This is a genomic window from Streptomyces sp. NPDC101165 (assembly GCF_044768135.1).
Taxonomy (GTDB): Bacteria; Actinomycetota; Actinomycetes; order Streptomycetales; family Streptomycetaceae; genus Streptomyces.
In genome coordinates this window covers 226,032-245,560 of record NZ_JBIWPG010000011.1, presented here as the reverse complement: position 1 = coordinate 245,560, position 19,529 = coordinate 226,032, and the positions used below count along the sequence as shown (strand labels likewise).

General features: G+C 70.6%; 18 protein-coding genes and 1 pseudogene. 8 read left to right on the top strand and 11 right to left on the bottom strand.

Translation table 11 applies throughout. The annotated features are described in order from the left end of the window. Positions 1 to 43: 43 nt before the first annotated feature. From ACIRVH_RS24920 to ACIRVH_RS24910, 3 genes are all read left to right on the top strand, one after another. Positions 44 to 853 (top strand): helix-turn-helix domain-containing protein, encoded by an 810-nt coding sequence (locus tag ACIRVH_RS24920; RefSeq protein ID WP_403956799.1) that lies wholly within the window; start codon positions 44 to 46, stop codon positions 851 to 853. After that, positions 813 to 1,082: a DUF397 domain-containing protein gene (locus tag ACIRVH_RS24915; protein ID WP_403956797.1), complete on the top strand. Its 270-nt coding sequence runs from the start codon at positions 813 to 815 to the stop codon at positions 1,080 to 1,082. The genes ACIRVH_RS24920 and ACIRVH_RS24915 overlap by 41 nt, the downstream gene beginning before the upstream one ends. A 69-nt stretch (positions 1,083 to 1,151) precedes the next feature. Then, positions 1,152 to 1,895, top strand: coding sequence for a class I SAM-dependent DNA methyltransferase (locus ACIRVH_RS24910; RefSeq protein WP_403956796.1), 744 nt, complete (start codon positions 1,152 to 1,154; stop codon positions 1,893 to 1,895). A 194-nt stretch (positions 1,896 to 2,089) separates the two neighbouring features. On the opposite strand, the gene ACIRVH_RS24905 is transcribed toward ACIRVH_RS24910, so the two are convergent. From ACIRVH_RS24905 to ACIRVH_RS24880, 6 genes and pseudogenes are all read right to left on the bottom strand, one after another. Continuing rightward, the gene (locus ACIRVH_RS24905; RefSeq protein ID WP_403956794.1) at positions 2,090 to 3,028 is read right to left on the bottom strand and encodes an EamA family transporter; all 939 of its coding nucleotides are present in this window, start codon (positions 3,026 to 3,028) and stop codon (positions 2,090 to 2,092) included. A 129-nt stretch (positions 3,029 to 3,157) separates the two neighbouring features. Next, positions 3,158 to 5,113 carry an ABC transporter ATP-binding protein gene (locus tag ACIRVH_RS24900; protein WP_403956792.1) on the bottom strand — a complete coding sequence of 652 codons (1,956 nt, stop codon included), beginning with the start codon at positions 5,111 to 5,113 and terminating at the stop codon, positions 3,158 to 3,160. 86 nt (positions 5,114 to 5,199) lie between these two features. Next, a complete protein-coding gene (locus ACIRVH_RS24895; protein ID WP_403956791.1) occupies positions 5,200 to 5,331 on the bottom strand; it encodes a hypothetical protein in 132 nt (43 codons plus the stop codon). A gap of 221 nt (positions 5,332 to 5,552) precedes the next feature. Next, a pseudogene (locus ACIRVH_RS24890) lies at positions 5,553 to 5,678 on the bottom strand (peptidoglycan bridge formation protein FemAB); the annotation flags it as partial. Positions 5,679 to 5,753: 75 nt separating this feature from the next. Then, a complete protein-coding gene (locus tag ACIRVH_RS24885) occupies positions 5,754 to 6,530 on the bottom strand; it encodes a metallophosphoesterase family protein (RefSeq protein WP_403956789.1) in 777 nt (258 codons plus the stop codon). Beyond that, a complete protein-coding gene (locus ACIRVH_RS24880; RefSeq protein ID WP_403956787.1) occupies positions 6,527 to 9,394 on the bottom strand; it encodes an FAD-binding and (Fe-S)-binding domain-containing protein in 2,868 nt (955 codons plus the stop codon). Before ACIRVH_RS24880 ends, ACIRVH_RS24885 begins: the two co-directional genes overlap by 4 nt. A 156-nt stretch (positions 9,395 to 9,550) precedes the next feature. Between ACIRVH_RS24880 and serC the strand changes: the two genes are divergently transcribed. Then, positions 9,551 to 10,669 carry a phosphoserine transaminase gene (serC, locus tag ACIRVH_RS24875; protein WP_403956785.1) on the top strand — a complete coding sequence of 373 codons (1,119 nt, stop codon included), beginning with the start codon at positions 9,551 to 9,553 and terminating at the stop codon, positions 10,667 to 10,669. A 103-nt stretch (positions 10,670 to 10,772) separates the two neighbouring features. Here serC and ACIRVH_RS24870 read toward each other — a convergent pair whose 3' ends face one another. From ACIRVH_RS24870 to ACIRVH_RS24860, 3 genes are all read right to left on the bottom strand, one after another. Next, entirely contained in the window at positions 10,773 to 12,743 is a 1,971-nt protein-coding gene (locus ACIRVH_RS24870) for an ATP-binding protein (protein ID WP_403956783.1), read from the bottom strand. A gap of 125 nt (positions 12,744 to 12,868) precedes the next feature. Then, a complete protein-coding gene (locus ACIRVH_RS24865; protein WP_403956781.1) occupies positions 12,869 to 13,048 on the bottom strand; it encodes a hypothetical protein in 180 nt (59 codons plus the stop codon). 299 nt (positions 13,049 to 13,347) lie between these two features. Continuing rightward, positions 13,348 to 14,328, bottom strand: coding sequence for a WD40 repeat domain-containing protein (locus ACIRVH_RS24860; protein WP_403956779.1), 981 nt, complete (start codon positions 14,326 to 14,328; stop codon positions 13,348 to 13,350). 88 nt (positions 14,329 to 14,416) lie between these two features. On the opposite strand from ACIRVH_RS24860, the gene ACIRVH_RS24855 reads away from it, so the two are divergent. The 3 genes from ACIRVH_RS24855 to ACIRVH_RS24845 all read left to right on the top strand — a co-directional run bounded on the left by ACIRVH_RS24855 (position 14,417) and on the right by ACIRVH_RS24845 (position 16,816). Then, positions 14,417 to 15,100, top strand: a complete 684-nt coding sequence (locus ACIRVH_RS24855) for an SGNH/GDSL hydrolase family protein (RefSeq protein WP_403956777.1) — start codon at positions 14,417 to 14,419, stop codon at positions 15,098 to 15,100. Between the two features lie 133 nt (positions 15,101 to 15,233). Continuing rightward, positions 15,234 to 15,773: a Uma2 family endonuclease gene (locus tag ACIRVH_RS24850; protein ID WP_403956776.1), complete on the top strand. Its 540-nt coding sequence runs from the start codon at positions 15,234 to 15,236 to the stop codon at positions 15,771 to 15,773. Between the two features lie 50 nt (positions 15,774 to 15,823). Beyond that, on the top strand, positions 15,824 to 16,816 hold the full coding sequence (locus tag ACIRVH_RS24845) for an aldo/keto reductase (protein ID WP_403956774.1): 993 nt from the start codon (positions 15,824 to 15,826) through the stop codon (positions 16,814 to 16,816). 146 nt (positions 16,817 to 16,962) lie between these two features. Here ACIRVH_RS24845 and thpR read toward each other — a convergent pair whose 3' ends face one another. Continuing rightward, positions 16,963 to 17,535, bottom strand: coding sequence for an RNA 2',3'-cyclic phosphodiesterase (thpR, locus tag ACIRVH_RS24840; protein WP_403956772.1), 573 nt, complete (start codon positions 17,533 to 17,535; stop codon positions 16,963 to 16,965). 77 nt (positions 17,536 to 17,612) lie between these two features. On the opposite strand from thpR, the gene ACIRVH_RS24835 reads away from it, so the two are divergent. Next, the gene (locus ACIRVH_RS24835; protein WP_403956770.1) at positions 17,613 to 18,149 is read left to right on the top strand and encodes a GNAT family N-acetyltransferase; all 537 of its coding nucleotides are present in this window, start codon (positions 17,613 to 17,615) and stop codon (positions 18,147 to 18,149) included. Between the two features lie 41 nt (positions 18,150 to 18,190). Here the strand turns inward: ACIRVH_RS24835 and ACIRVH_RS24830 are convergent, their stop codons facing one another. Next, entirely contained in the window at positions 18,191 to 19,462 is a 1,272-nt protein-coding gene (locus ACIRVH_RS24830) for an MFS transporter (protein WP_403956768.1), read from the bottom strand. Between the last annotated feature and the right edge of the window lie 67 nt (positions 19,463 to 19,529).

The following is a 19,529-nucleotide window of genomic DNA, read 5'->3' as shown; positions in this document are numbered from 1 at the left end:
GGTCAGTGTGCGAAGCCGCGAACTCGACCCGGGTGCGTCACCGTTGGACTACTACGGCTACGAGCTGCGCCGGGCGAGAGAGGCAGCGGGGCTGACACTGGCGCAACTCGGCTCGATCGTCTTCTGCACGGGGTCTTTGATCGGGCAGATCGAGACGGCGGCGAGGGTTCCGCAACGGGAGTTTTCCGAGCGGGTGGATGCGGCGCTGGGGGCGGATGGGTTGTTCTCCAGGCTGGTCGGGCTGGTGTTACGGAGCCAGTTGCCCAGTTGGTTTCAGCCGTATGCGGAGATGGAGGCGAAGGCGAGCTACATCTCCTCGTTCCAGGCTCAGTTGGTCGACGGGCTTCTCCAGACGGAGGCGTATGCACGTGTGGTACTCGGCACCCGGGACAACGGCAATGTCGACGGCTTGGTGGCCGCCCGTCTGGACCGCCAGCGCATCCTGGACCGCGATCGACCACCGGTGGCGTGGGTGGTGCTGAGCGAGGCGGTGCTCCATCAGAAGATCGGTGGCCGAGAGGTCATGCGGGAACAACTTACGCACCTGCTGGACCTACAGAAGCGCAGGTGGCTGGACATCCAGGTGCTGCCGTTCGAGGCTGGGGCGCACACGGGGTTGATGGGCTCGTTCTACCTTCTGCGCTTCGAGAAGGACCCCGACATCGTCTACACCGAGGACTTCGTCCAGGGGCACATGACGGCCAATCCGGAAGCTCTCAAAGAGGGTTCGGCCCGTTACGATCATCTACAGGCGGCTGCCCTCTCCGTCAACGACTCGGCAGCCCTCATCACCCGTGTGATGGAGGAACGGTATGGGAACGACCCTGAACCTGGCGGGCACGGCGTGGCGTAAGTCGTCGTACAGCGGTGACAACGGCGGCGCTTGCGTCGAGTGCGCCCCTCTTGGCGGCGCCGCATGGCGTAAATCTTCGTACAGTGGCGACACAGGCGGCGAATGCGTCGAGGTCGCCGACCTCGCCCCCCACATAGCCGTCCGCGACTCCAAAACCCAGCAGCACGGCCCCGCCCTCCTCTTCCCCACCACGGCCTGGTCCGCCTTCGTGGAGTCGGTCAAGCCCTGACCGTTGGCGGGGAGACACCCGCTGGATAACCGCTCGCGTGGCGGGTAGCCGCCGCAGTACCGTCCGCCCGTGCTCGATGAAGACGGTTACTTCGGAGAAGCGGTCGCGGCGCGGTACGACGAGTCGTCCGGGGAGATGTTCGCCCCGGAGGTCGTGGACCCGGCCGTCGACTTCCTGGCGGAGCTGACGGGTGAGGGCGGCCGGGCCCTGGAACTCGGCATCGGCACCGGACGCATCGCGCTGCCGCTCGCGCGGCGCGGGGTCGAGGTGCACGGCATCGACCTGTCCCGGGCGATGGTGGAGCGGCTGCGGGACAAGCCGGGCGGTGCGGCGATCGGGGTGACGATCGGGGACTTCGCGACGACGCGGGTGGACGGGGGCTTCTCCGTCGCCTACCTGGTCTTCAACACGATCATGAACCTGACGTCACAGGACGCCCAGGTGGACTGCTTCCGCAACGCCGCGAACCATCTCGAGCCCGGCGGCTGCTTCGTCGTCGAGGTCACGGTGCCCGATCTGCGCCGGCTGCCGCCCGGGCAGAACGCGGTGCCGTTCCGCGTCGAGGACGGGCGGCTGGGCTTCGACCTGTACGACGTGGCGACGCAGTCGATGAGCTCGCACCATGTGCGGGTGGTGGACGGCCACGCCACATACCTGTCCGTTCCGTTCCGGTACGTGTGGCCGGAGGAGCTGGATCTGATGGCCCGGATCGCGGGGCTGCGGCTGCGCGAGCGCTGGGACGGCTGGAGCAGGGAGCCGTTCACGAGCGAGAGCCGGCAGCACGTGTCCGTGTGGGAGAAGGCGGACGGCTGAGCGCGGTGCGGGAGAAGCCGGGTGACTGAGCACGGTACGGAAGAAGCCAGGTGACCGAGCCCGGCAGGAGAGTGGCCAGGCGGCTCAACCCAGCCCGGGAGCACCCAGGCGGCTGAACCCGACCCGGGAGCGCCCAGGGCGCTGGACCCGACCCGGGAGCGGCCGGGCAACTGGGCCCGGCCGCGCAGCGTGTGTCAGGCCTCCGGCGTCTGCGCCCGGGCCTTCCCCCGGCCCACCTGGGTGCGTACCGCGCCGATGCTCGCCGCGATGACCAGGGCGATCGCGGCGGCCTCCGCCGCGGACAGGGCCTGGCCGAGGATCAGGAAGCCGGCCGTGGCCGCGATGGCCGGTTCCAGGCTCATCAGGATGGCGAAGGTGGAGGCGGGCAGGCGGCGCAGGGCCAGGAGTTCGAGGGTGTAGGGCAGCACCGAGGAGAGCAGGGCCACCGCCGAGCCGAGGGCGACGGTGGTGGGGTCGAGGAGGCGGGTGCCCGCCTCGGCGATGCCCAGGGGCAGGAAGAGCAGGGCCGCCACGGCCATCGCGAGGGCCAGTCCGTCCGCCTGCGGGAAGCGGCGGCCCGTACGGGCGCTGAAGACGATGTAGGCCGCCCACATGGCGCCGGCGCCCAGGGCGAAGGCGACACCGGTGGGGTCGAGGTCGCTGAAGCCTCCGCCGCCGAGCAGGAAGACGCCCGCGAGGGCGAGGCCCGCCCACACCGCGTTGATCGCACGGCGGGACGCCAGGACGGACAGGGCCAGCGGGCCGAGGACTTCGAGGGTGACCGCGGGGCCCAGCGGGATGCGGGCGACCGCCTCGTAGAAGAGGCCGTTCATCGCGCCCATGGTGATGCCGAAGACGACCACCGTGCCCCAGTCGGTGCGCGAGTGGCCGCGCAGCCGGGGCCGACAGACCACCAGGAGGACCACGGCCGCCGCGAGAAGCCGCAGGGTGACGACACCGAGCGCGCCCGCCCTCGGCATCAGGGTCACCGCGAGCGCCCCGCCGAACTGGACCGAGATCCCGCCGGCCAGCACCAGCCCGACGGGTCCGAGGGAGCCGAGACGGCCCGGGGCGCCACCCGAAGGTGCGGGCGCTTGCTGCGTCGTGGGTGCGGTGGCGCTGGGGGTGCTCACGGGCGGTCCTGGGTGCTGGCTCGGATCTGATCTTGTTCATCTCGATGTACTACCGAGTCCAGGGTAATAGACCCCGTCAGGAGTGTGAACCCTTTATGTAGCTGTCCTGGATGCTGAGATGCGTGGGGGTCAGATGCCGGACCAGGGGCCCTCGTGCGCAGGCTGGGACCACGGTGCGGTTTGGGCGGCGTACGGGTCGTAGCCGTAGCCGTACGAGTACTGCTGGACCGGCGCATACTCGTACACCGGCGCCGACGCGGGCGGCTGTGCCTCCTCGATCAGCGGCAGTCGCAGTTCGGCCGTGTCCATCACCGCGTTGTTCTGCGAGCGGTGCAGCCGTGCGTAGGCCCCGCCCCGTGCGAGCAGTTCCTCGTGGCGGCCCGTCTCGACGATGCGGCCGCGGTCCACGACGAGGATGCGGTCGGCGTCGGGGGCGAGGTTGAGGTCGTGGGTGATCATGATCGTCGTGCGGCCGGTCATCAGGCGGCGCAGCGGCTTGACCACCCGGCGGGCGGCCATCGCGTCCAGGCCGGTGGTCGGCTCGTCCAGGACCAGGACCGGGGCGTCGCGCAGGATCGCGCGGGCGATGGCCAGGCGCTGGAGCTGGCCGCCGGACAGCCGGGCCGAGTTGGGGTCGACCCTGGTGTCGTAGCCGTCGGGGAGCCGGACGATGAAGTCGTGCGCGTCGGCCGCCCGCGCCGCCTCCTGGATGGCCTGGTCACTGGCGCCGGGCCGGCCGCAGGCGATGTTGGCGCGGACCGTGTCGTGCAGCACCAGGGTCTCCTGCGGGAGGAGGGTGACGTACTCACGCAGCCGGGCCAGCGGGAAGTCGCGCAGGGGGACGCCGTCCAGCAGGACCTCGCCGGCGTCCGGGTCGTAGAAGCGGAGCAGGAGCTTGGAGACCGTGGACTTTCCGGCGCCGCTCGGGCCGGTGACGATCACCAGTTCGCCGGGGCTGACCGCGAAGGACAGGCCGTCGAGGGCCGTGCGGTCGGCGCCCGGGTAGCGGAAGGAGACGTCGTGGACCTCGATCGTGCCGTCCGGACGGCCGCTCTCCGTACCCCGCCGGGGGTCGGTGACCGAGGGCCGCACGTCCAGGATCTCGATCAGCCGCTCGGCGCCCGCCGTGGCCGCGGTGACCGTGAGACCGAGCTGGGCCAGGCCCCGCACGGGCGGGTACAGGTAACCGAGGAACGCGGCGAAGGCGAGGAGCTGGCCGAGGGTCATCCGGCCCGTGGAGATCTCCCAGGCGCCGATGCCGATCACGGCGAGCACGCAGACCGTCTCGATGACCTGGACGAGTTGTTCGTAGGCCTCGTTGAGGCGGGTGGAGCGGACCGAGGCGCGGAACCAGGCGTTCGCCTCCTCGCCCAGCCGCCGGCGCTCGGCGTCCCGGCGGCCGTAGGCCTGGGTCAGCACGATGTTGCCGAGGGATTCCTCGACGACGGAGGTGATCGCGCCGTCGGCGACCCGGCCCTCGCGGGAAACGTCCTTGATGGAGCCGGAGAAGCGGCGGGCGGCCAGCCAGAACAGGGGCGCGAGGACGAAGGTGGCGGCGGCCAGGTCCCAGCGCAGCCAGAACGCGGCGGCCGCGTAGAAGAGGGCGGAGAAGGCGGCCGAGGCGGCGCCGACCAGGCCGGAGACGACCATCGTCTCGATCGCCTCGACGTCACTGGTCAGGCGGGAGAGCAGGTCGCCCTGGCGGTGGCGCTGGAAGAAGTGCGGGGGCAGCTGCTGCACATGGTCGAAGACGTGCTCGCGCAGCCGCATCACGAAGCGCTCGGTCGCCCACGCGGCAAGGGAGTTGCCCGCGTACGCGACCAGCGCGCCGACCACGGCGACGCCCAGCCACTTGACGGCCGGACTCCAGAACGCGGCCAGCGAGCCCTTCTGCAAGGCGTGGTCGGTGAGGTCGCCGAAGAGCAGGATGGCCTCGGTCTCGGCGAGCGCGGCGAGCACCGTGCACACCCAGACGAGAAGCAGCCATTTCCTCAGCCCCTTTGTCAGCGGCCAGAAACGACGGAATGCCGTCCGGGCGGGAATGTCAGGCGTCTCGTACTCGAATTCTTCGTTCTCTTCAGTCACCGGAATCCCTTTCCGAATCACCTTCCATAATGAAGACGAAAAGGGGTCGACGGTGCACCATCGACCCCTTTCGGCTCAGCGTCGGATCACTGGTCCCGGCCGGGCAGCGGCTTGGGCAGCGGCTTGGGGGCGTGCTTCCGGGGCTTCGGCTTCGGCGGCGGCGGGAGCTGCTTCGACTTGGGCTTCGGGGGCAGCGGGGCAAGCTTCTTGAAGCTCATTCCGACTCCTAGTGTTTCGCAGTTCTATGGTCCGGGAATTCCGCGTCCGGAACCCGATGTCGAAGAACCTACACGCAGCCCGCGCCACCGAACGGCAAAAATGGCAAAGGGGCGCTGTGAGTACCTGGGAGTACCTAGGTGATTCCTGAGGAGCGCCCCCGAACCTGAGAATTCTCTTATGAACCCGCCACGAACCTGAGAGCAGCCTTGAGGGCCGGGGCTCAACGCCGGGACATGTAGACGCCGAGCGCCTTGTGCAGCAGCCGGTTGAGCGGGAAGTCCCATTCCCCCACGTACTCCACCGCCTCGCCGCCCGCGCCCACCTCGAAACGGAGCAGCCCGAGCAGGAGACGTGACCGCCGACGATCAGCATGGTGGCCGCTGCGAGCACCTCACCCTCGCGTCAGCCTATGAACCCGCAGCTACGAAACCTCTGAGGCTTCCCTGCCGTCCCTCGGCCCGAACGCCGTCAGCGCCTCCGTGTCCGTCACACGGGAGTTCAGGTAGAAGTCGGCCCACTCGGCGATCTCCGGGTACGCGCACTCGCCGGTGAGCCGGGCCACCGCCCCCGGTATGTCGTACGACGTCACACGCAGGTCGGCTCCGGGGCCCAGGAGGCACCAGTGGGCGCCGGGACGCCCGTACGGCATGCCGATGCTGCCCGGGTTGACCACCAGACGACCGTGGGCCAGGCGGACGTACGGCATGTGGGTGTGCCCGCAGACGACCGTGCCGATGTCGGGGTCGAGGCCGGTGAAGACCTCGGCCCAGCGCTCAGGGCGGGAGTCCACCAGCACCACCTCCTCGTCGTCGCGCGGGGTGGCATGGCAGAACAGCACCTTGCCCAGGCCGCGGACGCGCAGGGTGAGGGTTCCGGGCAGCGTGGCGAGGAGGTCCACCTGATCCTCACGGAGCGCCTGCGCCGCGAACGGGCCGATGGGGTCCGGGATTTCCGTGCGCTCGCCCCGCCGGTACTCCACCAGCTCCCGGTCCGCGTTCCCGCCGACCCACAGCACCCGGTCACCGAGCGACCGCAGCAGGTCCAGCACCTCGGCCGGCTGGGGGCCCGCCGTGATGTCCCCGGTGAGGACGATGCGGTCGGCGGCGGCCACTTCGGGCTCTGCCAGAACCGCCTCCAGGGCGGGGAGTACCCCGTGGATGTCGGAGAGGACGGCCAGCCGGCCGTGTTCCTCGGTCACTTCTCGCCCCCCGTTTCCTTCTCCTGCTTCTCCAGGCCCTCCGCCAGCACCTCCGCCAGATGGCGCCCCCGCACCCCCGCCAGCTGCTCCAGCTGGGTGCGGCACGAGAAGCCGTCCGCCAGGATCACCGTGCCCTGCGGTGCTTCCCGTACCGAGGGCAGCAGTTGCTCCTCCGCGCATGCCTTCGACACCTCGAAGTGTCCTTTCTCGAAGCCGAAGTTGCCCGCCAGTCCGCAGCAGCCGCCACTCAGGTCGCCGGTCAGGCCCGCCGACTCGCGCAGACGGCGGTCGGCGGTGTCGCCGAGGACCGCGTGCTGGTGGCAGTGGGTCTGGCCGGCGACCGGGCGGTCGACGGCGGGCGGCGTCCAGTCGGGGGCGTGGCGTTCGAGCGCCTCGGCGAAGGTGAGGACCGACGACGCGAGCCGGGCTGCTCGGGGGTCGCCGTGCAGGAGTTCCGGGAGGTCGCCGCGGAGGGCCGCCGCACAGCTCGGCTCCAGGACGACGACCGGGGCGCCGCGGCGCAGCACCGGTTCCATCAGGTCGAGGGTGCGGCGCAGCACCGCGCGGGCCCGGTCGAGCTGGCCGGTGGAGACATAGGTCAGGCCGCAGCAGACCCCGCCGCCGAGCGGGCGGGACGGCGGCAGGACCACCCTGAGGCCGGCAGCCTCCAGCACCCGGACGGCCGCCTGTCCGACCGAGGGCGAGAGATGCTCGGTGAAGGTGTCCGGCCACAGGACGACCAGGTCTCCCCCGGTGCGCTGCTTCCGCCGTCGCCACCAGTGGGTGAACGGCTCCTTCGCGATCCTCGGGATCTGCCGTTCCGGTGCGATTCCGCCCAGGCGTTTGCCTGTCCGGGCCGACAGGCGCACGGACGCGAGCTTGTTCAGCAGCGGGGCCGTGCGGGTCCGTGCCACCCAGCGCAGCCACACCGGCAGCCGTCCCATCGTGTAGTGGGCGGCGGGACGGCGTCGGCCCTCGTAGTGGTGGTGCAGGAACTCGGCCTTGTAGGTGGCCATGTCGACACCCACCGGGCAGTCCGAGCGGCAGCCCTTGCAGGACAGGCACAGGTCCAGGGCGTCCCGGACCTCGGTGGAGCGCCAGCCCGTCGTGACCAGTTCGCCCGCGAGCATCTCGTGCAGCAGCCGGGCCCGCCCGCGGGTGGAGTGCTCCTCCTCGCCGGTCACCCGGAAGGAGGGGCACATCACGGCGGACCCGGCGGCCGTGGTCGTACGGCACTTGGCGACGCCTACGCAGCGGCGGACGGCCGCGCCGAAGTCACCGCCGTCGGCCGGGTAGCCGAAGGCCACGTCCACCGGGCGGCGGGGCAGGACGGAGAAGCGGAGGTTGGTGTCGAGCGGGGCCGGGCGGACCAGCATGCCGGGGTTGAGGAGGTCGTCGGGGTCCCAGACCGCCTTGGCCCGCTCGAAGAGCCGTACCGTCTCCTCGCCGTACATCCGCGGCAGCAGCTCCGCGCGGGCCTGGCCGTCGCCGTGCTCCCCGGACAGTGAGCCGCCGTGCGTGACGACCAGGTCGGCCAGCTCCTCGGAGAAGCGCCGGAAGCGGCCGACGCCCGCCTCGGTGAGCAGGTCGAAGTCTATGCGGACGTGGATGCAGCCGTCGCCGAAGTGGCCGTACGGAGTGCCGCGCAGGCCGTGGTCGGCGAGCAGGGCCCGGAAGTCCCTGAGGTAGGGGCCGAGCCGGGCGGGCGGTACCGCGCAGTCCTCCCAGCCGGGCCAGGCCTCTCCCCCAAGTCCTCGGCTTCGCTCGGACAGGGAGGTACCCCCACCGTCGGGCATGCGGGTCGCGGTGCCCGAAGCGTCCTCGCGGATGCGCCACAGGGTCCGCTGGGCCGCCGGGTCCGTCACCACCAGGGAGTCGACGACGTCGGCCGCGCGGACGATCGCCTCCGCATGCGCGCGTGCCTCGGCCGGTGTCTCCCCGCCGGTCTCCACGAAGAGCCAGGCGCCGCCCTTGGGCAGCCCGGCCGGCGAGCGCACCAGGTCGGCGGCCATGCCCTCCACGGTGAGCGGACCGAGAGGCAGGAGTCCGGCGGCGGCCTCGGCGGCGCCGGACTCGTCGCCGTACGCCAGCACCGCGAGGGCCCGTGCGCGGGGGGCCTCCACCAGCCCCACGACCGCCTCGGTGAGGATGCCGAGGGTGCCCTCGGAGCCGCAGAAGGAGCGGGCGACGTCGGCGCCCTTCTCGGGGAGCAGGGCGTCCAGGGCGTATCCGGAGATGCGGCGGGGCAGGTCGGGGAAGCCGGTGCGCAGGCGGGCCAGGTCGCCCTCCACCAGGGCGCGCAGTCCGTCCGGCGCTCCGGCCCAGTCCCGGCCCAGCCGCAGCCGCCCACCGCGCGCGGTGAGGACGGACAGCTCCCGGACGCTGTCCGCGGTCGTCCCCCAGGCGACCGAGTGGGAGCCGCAGGAGTTGTTGCCGATCATTCCGCCGAGCGTGCAGCGGCTGTGGGTGGACGGGTCGGGGCCGAAGCGCAGGCCGTGCGGGGCGGCGGCCTCCTGGAGCCGGTCGAGGACCAGACCCGGCTGGACGACGGCCGTGCGGGTGACCGGGTCCAGCTCCAGCAGGCCGTTCATGTGCCGGGTGAAGTCCAGCACCACTCCCGTGCCGGTCGCCTGCCCCGCGATCGACGTGCCCCCGCCGCGCGCCACCACCGGCACTCCGCGTGCCCGGCACACCTCCAGCACCGCCGCCACGTCCTCGGCGTCCCGTGGGGCCACCACGCCCGCCGGGACCCGCCGGTAGTTGGACGCGTCCATGGTCACGAGCGCCCGGGCGGTGACATCGAAGCCGACCTCGCCCCGGACGACCCCACGCAGCTCCGCCTCGAGGCCCGAGAGATCCGTCATGCGTCCAGGATGCCTCCGATCACGCACAGTCACCGTAACTTTTCCACAGCCCCGCTGATTTCGTCGTACAACCTCACAAGTCCACGGTTCAGTGATCTTGTCTCATCGGACGGACACGGTTCCGTCCCGTTTCGCGTGGGCGATACCCTCCGACTCGTGGCCGACATCCAGATTCCCGCTGACATCAAGCCCGCCGACGGACGCTTCGGCGCGGGCCCCTCCAAGGTGCGTACCGAGGCCCTCGAGGCGCTCGCCGCCACCGGAAGCTCTCTGCTCGGCACCTCCCACCGCCAGGCCCCGGTCAAGAACCTGGTGGGCCAGGTCCGCGACGGCATCAGCTCCCTGTTCTCCCTCCCCGACGGCTACGAGGTCGTCCTGGGCAACGGCGGGTCCACCGCCTTCTGGGACATCGCCACCCACGGACTGATCGAGAACAAGTCCCAGCACCTCAGCTTCGGTGAGTTCTCCTCCAAGTTCGCCAAGGCCGCCAAGCTCGCCCCCTGGCTGGCCGACCCCACCGTCATCGCCACCGACCCGGGCACCCACCCCGAGGCGCAGGCCGAGGCGGGCGTCGACGTGTACGCCTACACCCACAACGAGACCTCCACCGGTGTCGCCATGCCGATCAAGCGCGTGGCCGGCGGCGACGAGGGCTCGCTCGTCCTCGTGGACGCCACCTCCGGCGCGGGCGGCCTCCCGGTCGACATCGCCGAGACGGACGTCTACTACTTCGCCCCGCAGAAGTCCTTCGCCTCCGACGGCGGCCTGTGGATCGGCGTGTTCTCCCCGGCCGCGATCGAGCGCGCCGAGCGCGTCCACGCCTCCGGCCGCCACGTCCCGGAGTTCTTCTCGCTCCCCACGGCGATCGACAACTCCCGCAAGAACCAGACGTACAACACCCCGGCCCTCGCCACCCTCTTCCTGCTGGGCCAGCAGCTGGAGTGGCTCAACGGCCAGGGCGGCCTGGCCTTCTCCACGGCCCGCACGAAGGACTCCTCGACCCGCCTCTACACCTGGGCGGAGGAGTCCAAGTACGCCACCCCGTTCGTCTCGGACCCGGCCAAGCGCTCGCAGGTCATCGGCACGATCGACTTCTCCGACGAGATCGACGCGGCCGCCGTCGCCAAGGTGCTGCGCGCCAACGGCATCGTGGACACCGAGCCGTACCGCAAGCTCGGCCGCAACCAGCTGCGCATCGCGATGTTCCCGGCGATCGACCCGGCGGACGTCGAGGCGCTGACGAAGTGCATCGACTACGTGATCGAGAAGATCTGACCTCCTTCCTGCGTACGTCCACGAGGGGCGCCCCGGGTCTGCCGGGGCGCCCCTCGTCGTACGACGAGGGGCGCCGCCGCCTACGCCTTCACAGCCCGGTCCGTCATGGGTGCGGCCGCTCGATGGACAGGCGGCCGGAGTCGCAGATGGTGAACAGGTGTGCCGTGGCCGTGGGCGACTGACCGCCCTCATGGTCGAGGTGGCCGCCGTACGGCTGCTCCGGAACGAACTCCCTGGCGTCGACGGGCAGCATGACCAGCGCGGTCGTACCACCGGTGTCGGACGGGCGCAGCTGGACCCGGATGCCGTGCCGCTGGGACAGAGCCCCGACCACGAACAGACCCATGCGGCGGCCGACCGACATGTCCAGGACCGGCGGCGCGGCGAGCAGTTCGTTGACCTCGGCGAGGTCCTCGGTGAAGAGGCCGACACCGGTGTCGTGGATCTCGATCAGCACACGGCCCTCGGGCAGCGCGTTGCCGGTGACCTTGACCCTGGTCTGCGGCGAGGAGAAGGACGTCGCGTTCTCCAGCAGCTCGGCGAGCAGGTGGACGAGGTCGTTGACCACACGGCCGGCGATCTCGATGCCGGGCACGTCGGCCAGCTCGACGCGCTCGTACTGCTCCACCTCGGACGCGGCCGCGCGGAGCACGTCGACCACCGGGACCGGCCGGGTCCAGCTGCGGCCGGGCTCCTCACCGGCGAGCACGAGGAGGTTCTCGCAGTTGCGGCGCATCCGGGTGGCGAGGTGGTCCAGTTTGAACAACGACGACAGCCGGTCCGGGTCCGTCTCGGACTCCTCCAGGTCGGAGATCAGGGACAACTGGCGCATGACCAGGCCCTGGGAGCGACGCGAGAGGTTGATGAACATCGCGTTGACGTTGCTCCGCAGGAGGGCCTGGTCAACGGCCAGTTGTACGTATGCGCGGTGGACGGTGTCGAGTGCCTGGGCTGTCTGCCCGATGTCGTCCAGGCTGTGGATGCCGATGGGTCGCACCACGATGTCCACATCCTCCGGGTGCGCCTGGGACAGATGCTTGGCCAGCTCGGGCAACCGGACCTCGGCCATCTGCTGCGCGGCCTCCTTCAACTGGCGCAGCGCGGCCGATCTCCTGAGCACCGGAGGCCGGACCTTCGTGGCCCTGAGTGTTGCCTCCTGCAGCAACTCGTCGGCCTTGGTCTTGGCTTCCTCCAACTGGGTCGCGGCCTCCCGGGCGGCCGCCAGGCGTACCTGTTCGGCTTCCAGATGAACGCGTTCCAGGTCCGCCAGACGGTGCTCGGCCACCTCGGCGGCCTTGGCCAGGCGCAGCCGCTCCTCCCTCGCCTGCCGCTCCAGCTCGGCCCGCTCGGCGGCCTCCTGCGCCACGGCCAGTTCGGCTTCCAGCTCCCGGCAACGCGTCCGCGCGGCCTCCCGTTCCCGCTCCGCCTCCTCGAGCGCCCTCTCCAAACGAGCGACCTTGTCCCGCAGACGCGCGCACGCCTCCTCCAGCTCCTCCTTGCGCATCCGGTGTCGTTCCAGGTCCGCCCGTAACGCGCCCCGCTCCTGCTGCTCCGCCGCCGCCAGCTGAAGGAGCTGGGACTCCAGCGCCCACAACTGCTGCTTCTGCCCCTTCGCGGTCTTCCTCAGCTCCCGGATCTCCAGCTGCGCCTCCTCCTCACGCAGAACGGCGTCCTCCAGCCGGTCGCTGGCCATCTGCTCCCGGTACCGGGCCGGGTCCTCGGCCAGCAACGCGTCTCGATGCAGCCGGTACATCAGGCCCTGCAGCCCCTCGCTGACCTCCTTGCCGTGAGCCTTGCAGGCCGATTTCATCAACCCGTCGAGAAAGTGCTTGTCCGGGATGCGCTCACCGCTCAGATAGCGCGAGACCGTGGAGACGCCGATGTGGTGATAGACCGCGAACTGCCGCTGCGACTTCCCCGAGCCCTTCAGCAGGCGGCGCAACGCCTCGGCCAGCTCCCGCACTTCAGGACGCAGCTCTCCCGACAGCGGCTTGAACCCCTCCGCGTCACCGAAGGCCGCGTCGCCGAACGCCGCGTCATCGAAGGCCGCTTCATCGCGGTCATCGTCCCCCACCACCGTCTCCTCTCCCCGGATGCATCCGGGATGTATCTACCGGAAAACGACAGGCCATCTGGCCCTCATGTCCTGTTCAACGACGGCAACCGGTCTCGGTCAGTGCGTCTGACCGGCCAATACGCCTAATCGATGATGGAGTTGAAGAAAGCCACGGCGGCTGCGAAAGCGGTCGCGCCCACCATGACCGACCTCGCGTCGCCGCGACCGTCGGCACAGGCGGTCAGCACTCCTGCCCCCACGCCGACGAGAACACCCAGCAGCAGAATCAGCGCCGAGCGCATGGTCAGCAGTGATCGGTTCACTTGAGCCCTCCTGGATACGGCGGCACTCCGTAGCGGGACGAAACGAGAGCACCGGAGCCGGCGTACGGCCCTCTCAGTGTGCCGAGACGGGAGGGTGTTCCCGGCCGGGAACAGGGTGTTCCCATGCAGGTGGGAACACATATGGAGGGGCGCCCGGTGCGGGCACCGGGCGCCCCTCGGTCATGCGGCCGCCAGGCCGCCGTACAGGTCCCGGAACAGCATGGGAGCGCTCCTATGCGCCGCGCACCTCCCAGAGAACTGACACCCCACACGCGTCAAGACATCCGGCGCCGGCCGCTTCAACTCCTGCGCCGCAGCCGCCGCAACCCGAACAGCGCGGCCGCGCCCACGGCCACCACGACGGCGCCGACCTTGATGCTCCCGCTGTTGCCGGCGCCGGTCCCGCCGACGCCGTCGGAGGCGGAACTCCCGCTGCCGGACGGCTTCTTGCTCGCCGCCCCGGCCGGCGCGTCCTGCGCCTCCACCGAACTGTCGGCCCCCTCGCTGCCGTACATCAGCTTGGTGCCGTCGGCGGAGTACGAGACGGACTCCCCCTGCCCCTGCAGGGGCACGTCGAGCCGCCCCGCCCGCTTGATCTTCCCGCCGTTCCAGTCGTAGTAGACGCCGCCGAAGTACCCCCGGACCGCGAGCTGTCGGCCGTTCGGCGAGAAGGCGGCGTCGGTGGCCCACAGGTCGACGGCGGCGACAGGCTTGAAGATGTTCGCGCCGGCGGTGGAGAGCTGCGCGGGCCCCTCGTAGAGATGGCCGCCGTCCTCCTTCTTGTCGATGATGTAGACCCGCCCGGTCTTGGGGTGCACGACCAGCGACTCGGCGTTCCTCGCCCCGTCGGAGTACTTCACGACGTACTGCGTGGCCCGGACCGTCTGGTCCTTGAGCACCTTCGGCTCGGGCAGCCGGTAGATCCAGATGTACGGCCACGTGCCGTCGAGGTTGTCGCCGATGTCACCGACGTAGATCTGGTTGTCCGGCCCGATGGAGATGGCCTCGACATCGCGCGGGGAGCCGACGCCGCGCAGGGTCACCGTGGCGACGGTCTTCCCGGTCGCGCTGTCCACGGCGTAGATGTACGGCCCGTCGTCGCTGTCGTTGTGCGTCCAGTAGATGCCGGGGTGCAGGTGGGAGGCGGCCAGGCCGCTGGACTCGGTGATCCGGGGGTCCTTGATGGTGAACCCCTGATCACCGGTGGTGTCAGCGGCGGCGGGCAGCGCGCAGGCACCCGCGAGCAGGACCCCGGCGAGCAGGGCGAACGGTCGGCGCATGACACCAAGCCTGCCATCCCGTCCGGGGGTTCAGGGGCGTGGTGGGCCTCACACCCCACACGCTGCTGCGATCGTCCATCATGAGCGGATGCTTAGGTTCATGCCCGTGGGCGACTCCATGACGATCGGGAGCGCGGGCGAGCACACGTGGCGTTACCGGCTGTGGCGACACCTGTGCGAGTCGTACGGCGGACCGTTCACCTTCGTCGGCCCGCGCGAGGAGCTGTACGACAAGACGGCCGAGGCACCGACGTCGTGCGCCTACGCCGAACCCGGCTTCCCCCGCACCCACCTGGCCGGCTGGGGCGAGGGCTGGCTGCACATGGCTCCGCTGATCGGGGAGGCGGTACGGGAGCACCGGCCCGATGTGCTGCTGGTCTCCCTCGGCCTGATCGACCTGGGCTTCTACACGAACGCCGAGCAGACGGCGGAGAACGTACGGGCCTTCGTCACCGGCGCCCGTGCGGCCCGCCCGCGCATCCGCATGGTCCTGCTCCCGGTGATCCCGAACATCCGCGCCCAGGCGGACGCGTCCTTCGCCGAGCAGGTGGACCGGTTCAACGTCCTGCTCGCCAAGGCGGTCGCCGACCTGGACGAGCCCCGGTCGCCGATCCTGCTGGCCTCGCCGCCGGAGTCGTACGACATCCACACCGACACCTACGACGGGACGCACCCCAACGCGAGCGGGGAGCACCGGATCGCGGAGGCGTTCGCGGGGGCGATGTGGGAGGCGTGGGGAATCGGACAGGCGTACGCGGCCGGAACAGATTGACCTGATTCCGGTGTCTCCCGGCCACCGTGCGTATCGTTGAACTGCGCGGCTGCACCTGTCCGTGGGGCAGCCGTGGCGGAGCGCCACGATGACCGTCCTTGAAGACAGGATCTAGATGGCCGAGGAGAGCGGCGTGCCGACTCTGGACTACCTGTTCGAGTCGCTCGAGCGGACCACCCCCGAGGGATACAAGGTCGACATCGTCGAAGGGGCCATTTTCATGTCGCCCCAGCGGGACACCCACTGGGAGATCACCCTGGACGTCATCGAGCAGTTGCGCACCAAGTACCCGCGCAAGCGCCTCAAGTCGGACGTCCGCATCGACCACCCCGGTCACCTCAACGGCTTCTGCTCCGACGTCACCCTCGTGGCCGAGGGCGCCGAGAAGACGCCCGGGGGGCTCTGGCTCTGTGACGACGTCGAGTTCGTCGCAGAGGTCATCTCGAAGGGCACCGGACACAACGACTACGGCCCCAAGAAGACGGCCTACGCCACTGCCGAGGTTCCCGTCTACCTCGTCGCCGATCCCTACCAGGGCAAGTGCCACCTCTACAGCCAGCCGAAGGACGGTGAGTACATCAGCGAACTGACGGTCGCCTTCGGAGCAGACATCGACATGACCACCACCGACCTGGGCCTCACCCTCAAGACCGACGACTTCCCCCGCGACTAGACCCCCAGTCGCTTGCATAGAGCGCACTCCAAGCCGTTGGCTGGTTGCCCATGAAGTACACGCAGCTAGGACGCACGGGACTCAAGGTCAGCCGACTCGTCCTCGGCACCATGAACTTCGGCCCGCAGACCGACGAAGCCGACAGTCACGCGATCATGGACGCGGCGCTCGACGCGGGCATCAACTTCTTCGACACCGCCAACGTGTACGGCTGGGGCGAGAACAAGGGCCGTACCGAGGAGATCATCGGCAACTGGTTCGCCAAGGCCGGGGACCGGCGCGACAAGGTCGTGCTGGCCACCAAGGTGTACGGCAACATGGCCGCCGACGGGGACGCCTGGCCCAACCACGACAAGCTGTCCGCCCTCAACATCCGGCGGGCCGTGGACGCGAGTCTGAAGCGGCTGCAGACGGACCACATCGACGTCTACCAGTTCCACCACATCGACCGCCGGACCCCCTTCGAGGAGATCTGGCAGGCGATCGACGTGCTCGTGCAGCAGGGCAAGATCCTGTACGTCGGCTCCTCCAACTTCCCCGGCTACAAGATCGCCCAGGCCAACGAGATCGCCGCCCGGCGCGGCGGCACCATCGGGCTGGTCAGCGAGCAGTGCCTGTACAACCTCGCCGAGCGGCGCGCCGAGATGGAGGTCATCCCGGCCGCGCAGGAGTACGGCCTCGGGGTCATCCCGTGGTCGCCGCTGCACGGCGGTCTGCTCGGCGGTGTGATCAAGAAGGAGGCGCAGGGCGGACGCCGTGCCTCCGGCCGGGCCGCCGACTCGCTCGCCAACACCGGCATCCGCGCGCAGATCCAGTCGTACGAGGACCTGCTCGAGAAGCACGGTGTGGAGCCCGGCGAGGCCGCCCTGGCCTGGCTGCTCACCCGGCCCGGCGTGACCGGCCCGATCGTCGGCCCGCGCACGCCGGAACAGCTGGAGTCGGCCCTGAGGGCCGTGGAGCTGGAGCTGGGCGAGGAACTGCTGGCGGGGCTGGACGAGATCTTCCCGGGTCCGGGTGCGTCCCCGGAGGCCTTCGCCTGGTAGCCGTGGCCGTACGCCGCAGCCGGCGGTACGGCCGAGCGGCGGCGGTCTACTTCCCGACCGCCGCCGACACGGCAACCACCACGAACATCAGCACAAGCACACCGGCCATGATCCGGTTCCGGGTTTTCGGGTCCACGTACCCGAGCCTAACCGGCCCCGCCGAGCGCCCAGCGGGCGACCGCCTCGTAGCGGGGCTGCTCCCCGGGCACCCCGGACCTCGGCAGGTTGCTGCGCACCAGGGCCAGCTCGGCCACGGTCCAGGTGCGGCTCGTGAAGTCGCGGAGGCTCTCGACGTACGGCCGTACGTCCACCGCGTCCCGGCTGCGGGCCACCGTCAGGTGAGCCTTGTAGCGGCGGTGCTCCCCCATCGGCACCCCGGCCTTCCGCGCCGCCGCCTCCGCGCGGTCGGCCAGCAGGCGCAGGGTCTCCAGATCGCCGGAGGCACCCGCCCACAGGGCCCGTCCATGGCCGAACTGGCCGCCGCCGGCCAGCGCCAGCGGGAAGGGCTCGGTGCGGTGGGCCGCGCGCTCCAGCCGGTCCGAGAGGTCCGGTACGAGTTCGTCGTCGACCTCGCCGAAGAAGGCGAGGGTGAAGTGCCAGCCGGGGCGGCCGGTCCAGCGCAGTCCGTCGGCGCCGGGCAGCGCACGCAACACGGCGACCTCGGCGGCGAGTTCGTGCGTCACGTCCTCCGGGGGCAGCACGGCGGCGAAGAGTCTCATGACGTCACCCTCCCAGGGAACGGATCACCGGGCCAGGCGGCTGACCCGGCACCCCTGGGACGGGCATGATCAGGTGCATGGAGAAGAACGGGAAGATCAGCATCAGAGAAGGCGGGCCCGACGACATCCCCGTGATCCTCGGCATGTTCGACAGTGCCGTGGAGTGGCTGGTGGCCCAGGGGCGCACCGAGCAGTGGGGCACGACACCCTGGTCGAAGAACCCGAGGGCGGTGGCCATGATCGCCCGGTACGTCACCGAGGGCGCCCCGTACATCGCCGAGTACGACGGTGTCCCGGCGGCCACGCTCACCCTCACCGACGCGCCCGGCGAGTATCTGCGGCCCGCCGACGAGCCCGAGCGCTACATCCACACCTTCGCCTCGGACCGCCGCTTCAGGGGCCGGGGCGTCGGTGCCGCCCTGCTCGCCCACGCGGCCGAGGAGACCCGCCGGGCCGGGGTCTCGCTGCTGCGGGTGGACTGCTACGCGGGCGGCGACCGCAAGCTGGTCTCCTTCTACGAGCGCAACGGCTTCGTGCCGACCGAGTCCTTCAGCGTCACCATGCTCGACGCGGACGACTGGCCGGGGCAGGTGCTGGCCCGGAGGGTCTTGTAGGGACCCTCCGGGGCGGGGAGCCCTCCGGGGGCGGCAATTCCTCAGGCCGCGGTCGCCAGTTGCTCGCGTTCTCTCGGCACGAACCGCACCCGCGGGTGGCCGTGGTGCCAGCCCACGGCCAGGCGCAGACCGCCGATGCGGGCGAGGACCAGGCCGACGGTGGCGGCCGCGGCGGCGGAGATGATGCCGCCGAGGGCGAAGCCGATGCGGGGGCCGTAGGTGTCGGTGATCCAGCCGACGACCGGCGCGCCCAGCGGCGTACCGCCCATGAACACCATCATGAACAGGGCCATCACCCGGCCGCGCATGGCCGGGTCGGTGCCCATCTGGACCGCGGTGTTCGCGGTGACGTTGACCGTCAGGCCGAAGACGCCGATCGGGACCATGAGCAGCGCGAAGAGCCAGTACGACGGGGCCAGCGCGGCCACGATCTCCAGCGTGCCGAAGGCCACCGCGGCGGCGATCAGGACGCGCAGCCGGGCCGTGCCGCGGCGGGCCGCCAGCAGGGCGCCGCCCAGCGAGCCGACGGCCATCAGCGTGTTGAAGAGGCTGTAGGCGCCGGCACCGGCGTGGAAGACGTCGTCGGCGTAGGCCGACAGCCACACCGGGAAGTTGAAGCCGAAGGTGCCGATGAAGCCGACGAGGACGATCGGCCAGATCAGCTCGGGGCGCTTCGCCACGTAGTTCAGGCCCTCGCGCAGCTGGCCCTTGCCTCTCGGCGCCCGCTCGACCACGTGCAGCTCACGGGCGCGCATCAGCAGCAGACCGGCGAGGGGGGCGACGAAGGACAGGCCGTTGAAGAGGAACGCCCAGCCGGTGCCCACACCGGTGATCATCAGGCCGGCGACGGCCGGGCCGACCAGGCGGGCGGACTGGAAGTTCGCGGAGTTCAGGCTGACCGCGTTCTGCAGCTGCTCGGGGCCGACCATCTCGGAGACGAAGGACTGCCGGGCCGGGTTGTCGAGCACTGTGGCGAGGCCGACGGCGAAGGCGGCGACGTAGACGTGCCAGACCTGGACGTGGCCGGTGAGGGTGAGCGCGGCGAGCGCGAGACCCGTGACGGCCATGGCGGTCTGGGTGACGAGCAGCGTGGGGCGCTTGGGCAGGCGGTCGACCAGGACGCCACCGTAGAGGCCGAACAGCAGCATCGGCAGGAACTGCAGAGCCGTCGTGATGCCGACGGCCGCGGAGGAACCGGTGAGGCTGAGCACGAGCCAGTCCTGGGCGATGCGCTGCATCCAGGTGCCCGTGTTGGAGACGACCTGGCCGATGAAGAACAGGCGGTAGTTCCTGATCCTCAGCGAGCTGAACATCGAGGACCCACCGGGGCCAGGGGTAGTAGGGGTGGTCGGTGCGGGGGCGGAAGGTGCTCCGGATCCC

Bases quoted from the DNA above. Each gene is read 5' to 3' on its own strand.
- ACIRVH_RS24915 (WP_403956797.1), top strand. From the start codon at position 813: ATGGGAACGACCCTGAACCTGGCGGGCACGGCGTGGCGTAAGTCGTCG.
- ACIRVH_RS24895 (WP_403956791.1), bottom strand. From the start codon at position 5,331: ATGAGCTTCAAGAAGCTTGCCCCGCTGCCCCCGAAGCCCAAGTCGAAG.
- ACIRVH_RS24880 (WP_403956787.1), bottom strand. From the start codon at position 9,394: ATGACGGATCTCTCGGGCCTCGAGGCGGAGCTGCGTGGGGTCGTCCGG.
- ACIRVH_RS24860 (WP_403956779.1), bottom strand. From the start codon at position 14,328: ATGCGCCGACCGTTCGCCCTGCTCGCCGGGGTCCTGCTCGCGGGTGCC.
- ACIRVH_RS24855 (WP_403956777.1), top strand. From the start codon at position 14,417: ATGCTTAGGTTCATGCCCGTGGGCGACTCCATGACGATCGGGAGCGCG.
- ACIRVH_RS24845 (WP_403956774.1), top strand. From the start codon at position 15,824: ATGAAGTACACGCAGCTAGGACGCACGGGACTCAAGGTCAGCCGACTC.
- thpR (WP_403956772.1), bottom strand. From the start codon at position 17,535: ATGAGACTCTTCGCCGCCGTGCTGCCCCCGGAGGACGTGACGCACGAA.
- ACIRVH_RS24835 (WP_403956770.1), top strand. From the start codon at position 17,613: ATGGAGAAGAACGGGAAGATCAGCATCAGAGAAGGCGGGCCCGACGAC.
- ACIRVH_RS24830 (WP_403956768.1), bottom strand. From the start codon at position 19,462: ATGTTCAGCTCGCTGAGGATCAGGAACTACCGCCTGTTCTTCATCGGC.